Annotated in this window: 3 protein-coding genes; 2 read left to right on the forward strand and 1 reads right to left on the reverse strand. The window is 51.8% G+C overall.

Translation table 11 applies throughout. From position 1 onward, the window contains the following. The coding region (locus tag AACZ40_RS28125) for an HlyD family efflux transporter periplasmic adaptor subunit (RefSeq protein ID WP_339676888.1) at positions 1–1,040 on the forward strand (1,040 nt) is incomplete at its 5' end. 209 nt (positions 1,041–1,249) lie between these two features. After that, the gene (locus tag AACZ40_RS28130) at positions 1,250–2,926 is read left to right on the forward strand and encodes a TolC family protein (protein WP_291170712.1); all 1,677 of its coding nucleotides are present in this window, start codon (positions 1,250–1,252) and stop codon (positions 2,924–2,926) included. Between the two features lie 70 nt (positions 2,927–2,996). Here AACZ40_RS28130 and AACZ40_RS28135 read toward each other — a convergent pair whose 3' ends face one another. Continuing rightward, entirely contained in the window at positions 2,997–4,505 is a 1,509-nt protein-coding gene (locus AACZ40_RS28135; RefSeq protein WP_291170709.1) for an FAD-dependent oxidoreductase, read from the reverse strand. Positions 4,506–5,030: the final 525 nt, after the last annotated feature.

Here is a 5,030-nt window from a genome sequence, read left to right on the forward strand (position 1 = left end):
AAGCAAATCAGCGCGCCCTGGAAGCAGCAAAAACAATCGTAGAATCTTATGAAGCACAGGTGCAGGCTTTTGAAACGGTCAAGCGTGAAACGATAAATGCGCAGAATGCTTATATTGAACAGGCGAACAAAAAAGTTCAGGCCGAACAGCAGAAGCTGGCAGAATACCAGGCAGCACTACCGCAGCTCCAGGCGGAGTATGACCGCATGAAAACATTGCAGGCGGAAAATAATATTTCGCTGCAGAAGCTGCAGGAAGTCAATCGAAAATTGAAAGAAGCGGCCAGCAAAGCCAAAGGAGCTGAATTCTATTACGGCGCTGCCAAAGATGAGCTCTCGGGCAAACAGAGCGAGCGCACGGCAAAAGTAGAAAAAGCCCAGGCTGAGATTGATAAGACAAAAGCCATGTTACGCAAAGCCAATGGCGATGTCTCCAAAGCAGAGAGTGATATAGCCAAATCACAACAGGAGCTGAATAAGGTGGAGAAGGAACTCCTGGATATGCAGGTCAAAGTTTCACGACAGGAAAGTCAGGTCATCAAAGCTCCCTTCGATGGTTACATCGTGCAGATTACTCCCAATCTGGGTACAGCTATCCTCAAGCAGGGAGACCCGATTTGTACGATCGTTCCCTTCACAGAAGACCGCTCTGTCCAGATATGGCTTGATGGTAATGACGCGCCGCTGGTTGAACCAGGCCGACACGTGCGTCTGCAGTTTGAAGGCTGGCCAGCCGTGCAGTTTTCAGGCTGGCCTTCCGTCGCAGTGGGAACCTTTGGTGGCGAAGTCGTTTCCGTTGATGCCATTGATAACGGCCTGGGAAAGTTTCGCATCCTGGTCCGTCCCGATCCCCAGGACAAACCCTGGCCTCAGGACCGGTTTCTGCGACAGGGTGTACGCGCGAATGCCTGGGTCCTTTTGAAGCAGGTTCCGCTCTGGTACGAAGTCTGGCGAAGACTAAATGGTTTCCCACCAGTGGTTTCAGTCAATGAGCCAGGCCAGAAAAACACCACAAGCAAACCTCCCAAACTACCAAAGTAAGACCAGGTAAACTGTGCCGAGTTTGCGGCCTTCGTTGTATCTTGCGAAGCAAACGCGATGATCTTCGTGGAATGTGACTCTGTTACGACTTCAGTTCAACTCACTGTTTGCATTATGTCGAATTCTCTAACTATACCTGTCGTGTCGATTAGAGTGAATGTATCACTGATTCGGACCATATTGAAACCCGCCAGTTGAGTTATGAAATCATGTTTCGAGTTTGGATCGCGATCTTTGCTTTCAGCCTGGGAGGTTGTGCGGGGTATAAACAACACCTGACACAACCTGAGCCGGATCCGCTTGATTCTTCCGTGCGAATTTCTCTCTCTGATGATTCAGTCATTGAACCTGTAAAAACACCACTGCCCGTCACAGTCACTCACGCTTCGGACGAAAAGCAGAGTGATCCGGGAGTAACTGAAAGCACAGATCCGCCATCGTCAGTCGAGCAGGTCGCAGCGGAAATGATCAACGAGGACACATTCGGGATTCCGGAGATTCCACCATTGCCAGGTCAAAACTTCACTCCCAACCCACAGGGAATTGAACTGGAAGATGTCATTAACTCGGTTTACCAGAGTTATCCCCTGTTGGAGGCAGCCCTCTATTCGCGTGATGTGGCATCGGGAGAACGGCTGGAAACCCTGGGAGAATTCGACCGAAAATTAAAAGCAGGGACAGAGAACGGGCCGATGGGTTATTATAAAACCTATCGTCAGCATATCGGTGTGATTCAGCCTCTGTATCAGGGGGGAGAAGTCTTTGCCGGGTATCGCGTCGGGCGAGGCAGTTTCCAGCCCTGGTATCTGGAGCGTCAGACGAATGAAGGGGGAGAATTTAAAGCGGGATTCTCCGTTCCCCTTTCTCGAAATCGTGATATCGATGCGCGACGGGCTGCTTTGTGGCGATCCACTTTTGGAGTGCAGGCAGTCGAGCCGGATATCCAGGCGCAATTAATCAGCTTTGTGCAGGAAGGGACCTACGCCTATTGGGACTGGGTGGCGGCAGGGGCCAAACTGGTGATTGCAGATCGCATACTCAAACTGGCTGAAGATCGAACGGATCGGATACGCAGTCAGGTTGAGAATGGTTTCCTGGATCCGCCCGAGTTAACTGATAACCTCCGACTGGTCGCCGAACGTTCCGGCAGACGGGCTTTCGCAGAGCGGAAGCTGCAACAGACAGCAGTGAAACTTTCCCTGTATCTTCGTGATGCCAACGGAGCCCCGATGATTCCGGGTCCCGAGCTGCTTCCACCATTTCCCGAACTGGATGCCGTCGATGCAGAACGGGTTGCCTATGATGCACAACTGGCATTGGAGCAGCGACCTGAAATTGAAGCGATCAATCTACTGCAGCGTCAATTGGACATCGACCATTCCGAAGCACAAAACGACACTCTCCCCTCGGTTGATTTGATCATGGCCGCCTCCCAGGATGTGGGTTACCCCACCAGTCCGAAAAATGATAAAGGGCCCTTTGAGCTGGATGCATTACTCCTGGTGGAAGTGCCCATCGAACGCCGCAAGGCGCGCGGAAAAATGCAGTCCGTCAGCGGAAAAATCTCACAGCTCAGCGCCAAACGAAAACTGACGGAAGAAAAAATTGTCGCCGAAGTCGAATTCGCTTACGCAGGTCTGATCGGTGCTTATAAACAGGCCCAGCAGGCCGAACAGGCGGTCGACTATGCCGAAGACCTGGCGCGGCGGGAACGACGAAACTTCGAAGAAGGTCTGTCAGATCTGTTAAAAGTGACCTTGCGCGAACAGTATGCCGTGGAATCGGCTGAAAAAGCAGTGGATGCCAAACTGCTCTATTTCCAGGAACAAGCCGACTATCGAGCCGCACTGGCCGAAGACCGCGTTCCCGAACCGATTCCCGAGTAAACCCGCGCCGCCGGGAGAGAGCTCTCGAATACAAGTTCCAGTCCTGTTCGGCACTGCATTCTCACCCCTTTCATTCCGCTTCCAGTTCTTTTTCCGGCGGCCCATACAGTCGTTCGCCACTGGCAGAGAAACGTCCTCCATGCACGGGGCAATCCCAGGTCTGCTCTGCCTGATTCCATTGAACCACTCCCCCCATGTGCGTGCAGATCGGGCTATGGGAATGCACACAACCGCTATGGTCACGGCAGACCGCTGCAAATTTTCCATCCACTTTACCCACGGCTCCCTCTCCAGGCTGCAACGTATCCGCATTGATTTTCTGAGCCGGTAAAACGCGCTCGGCCAGATTGCCGGCCGTTGTAGTACCTTCGGAGATCACCTTTCCAGCTGAAGTGATATTTAACCGACCAGGAGACAATTCTTCCGTCAGGCTGTTTGATTTTCCGGTAATCAGATCAGCCAGCATCGATCCCGCAGAGGTCCCCAGGGTCAAACCAGTTCCACTGAAACCGGTCCCGATCCAGACATTTTCCTTGCTACCCACTTTTCCAATAAAAGGCAGACCATCAGTTGGCTCAAAAAACTCAGCACTCCAGCGCGATATTATGGACTCCACCTGGAATCGTTCGCGCGTCCACTCTTCCAGTTGCTTTAACGAAGCCGTGGTATCGCCGGCACCAGTCCGGTGATCACAGCCTCCGACGAGAATGAGATCTGCATCATCTGTCGCGCGTCGGATATAAAAGTAAGGATCTGAATCGTCCCAGAACAATGCATCTTCCAGAGGATCCCGAACCTTGACAGCAAGAACATAAGATTGATAAGCGGGTGTTTCCAGGTAGAGTTGCTGAAAGTCAGTAAAATTACAATGAACAGCACAGACGACCTGATTAAAATGAATCTCATGGTCGGCAGCCGTCTTCAGTGATCGGGGCGCTGGCTCTACGGGACCACTGACCTGCGTCTGTTCAAAAATCTGTCCCCCTTTTTGAACAACCAGTTCTGCTAAAGTCTTGAGGTAACCCATACAGTCAATGCGCGCCATTCCCTGAACGGCGTAGCCACCCACTGCCCGGGGAACAGGAATCTGGTCGGTCCAGTTCACAGAAAGCCCGATCTTCTTCGCGGCTTCATATTCTGCTTTGACATCATCCAGGGCCTCTTCATGTTCGGTATAATAATATCCCTCGACGGATCGAAACTCACTGTTCTCGCCACATCGATTTTGAATCGTACGGATCGCCTCCAGTCTCATCAGGGTATAGGCGCGTGCCTTCCCTTCTCCGAGTTGATTCAATAACGCTTGCGGCCCCATCTCAGGATGAGCATCCAGGTGGCCGCTGCTGCCACCAGTCGTCCCGGCTCCGATGACGGAGGCTTCGCACACGGTGACCTGCCTTCCGCGTTCCAGTAATTCCAAAGCGACACTCAGGCCTGTAATCCCGGCTCCTATGATCAACACATCCGTTTGATGATTTCCCTCCAGCACCGGATACCGGGCATCCAGAGGCTGATCTTGCAGCCAGAAAGAATGATGGATCGCTGACTCTGTTTTCCCTTCAGACTTCGACTTATTCATGTGATTCTCCAGCAAAGCGGACTTCTTATAAGATGCGCGCAGTCGTCGCACGTTAAGAATGCAGCAACTCCCTGCAGAGCAAACAGGAGCCTGCTTTCATGTCGCATTTCTCATGCCACACTGCTTATGGAAAGGACAGGAATCGAATCATTCCGCGGAAAGCAACTCCCCGTTTCCGGTGTGCCTTCAACACAAATCCTGTGCGAAATCAGATAAGCAAATTACCTGTTTGGGATATTGATCAAAATAAGGCTGAAGCTTAAGGCGACCGTACTGACTTCCACTGGTTAAGTACGACATCCTGACAGACCCGCAGCTACAGTCTTGAACCGCCTCTGGACCAGGAAATTTTCAGATCGGGCTGTCTGATCAGCGATCACGGTGAACTGTCACGGTGCAGAAAGGGGGCAGCATCCAACCAGCCTGTGGGCTATGATAATCGGACCAGAGAATCCTAGTGGAGTGTCATTTTTTAATTTTGGGTTGATAGATATCACGAGAGTGCGACAACGGAGCACGTTAACA

Source organism: uncultured Gimesia sp., from assembly GCF_963972345.1.
Classification (GTDB): domain Bacteria; phylum Planctomycetota; class Planctomycetia; order Planctomycetales; family Planctomycetaceae; genus Gimesia.

What these genes read in the sequence shown, in the direction of transcription:
- AACZ40_RS28130 (WP_291170712.1), top strand. Translation starts at nt 1,250, where the DNA reads ATGTTTCGAGTTTGGATCGCGATCTTTGCTTTCAGCCTGGGAGGTTGT.
- AACZ40_RS28135 (WP_291170709.1), bottom strand. Translation starts at nt 4,505, where the DNA reads ATGAATAAGTCGAAGTCTGAAGGGAAAACAGAGTCAGCGATCCATCAT.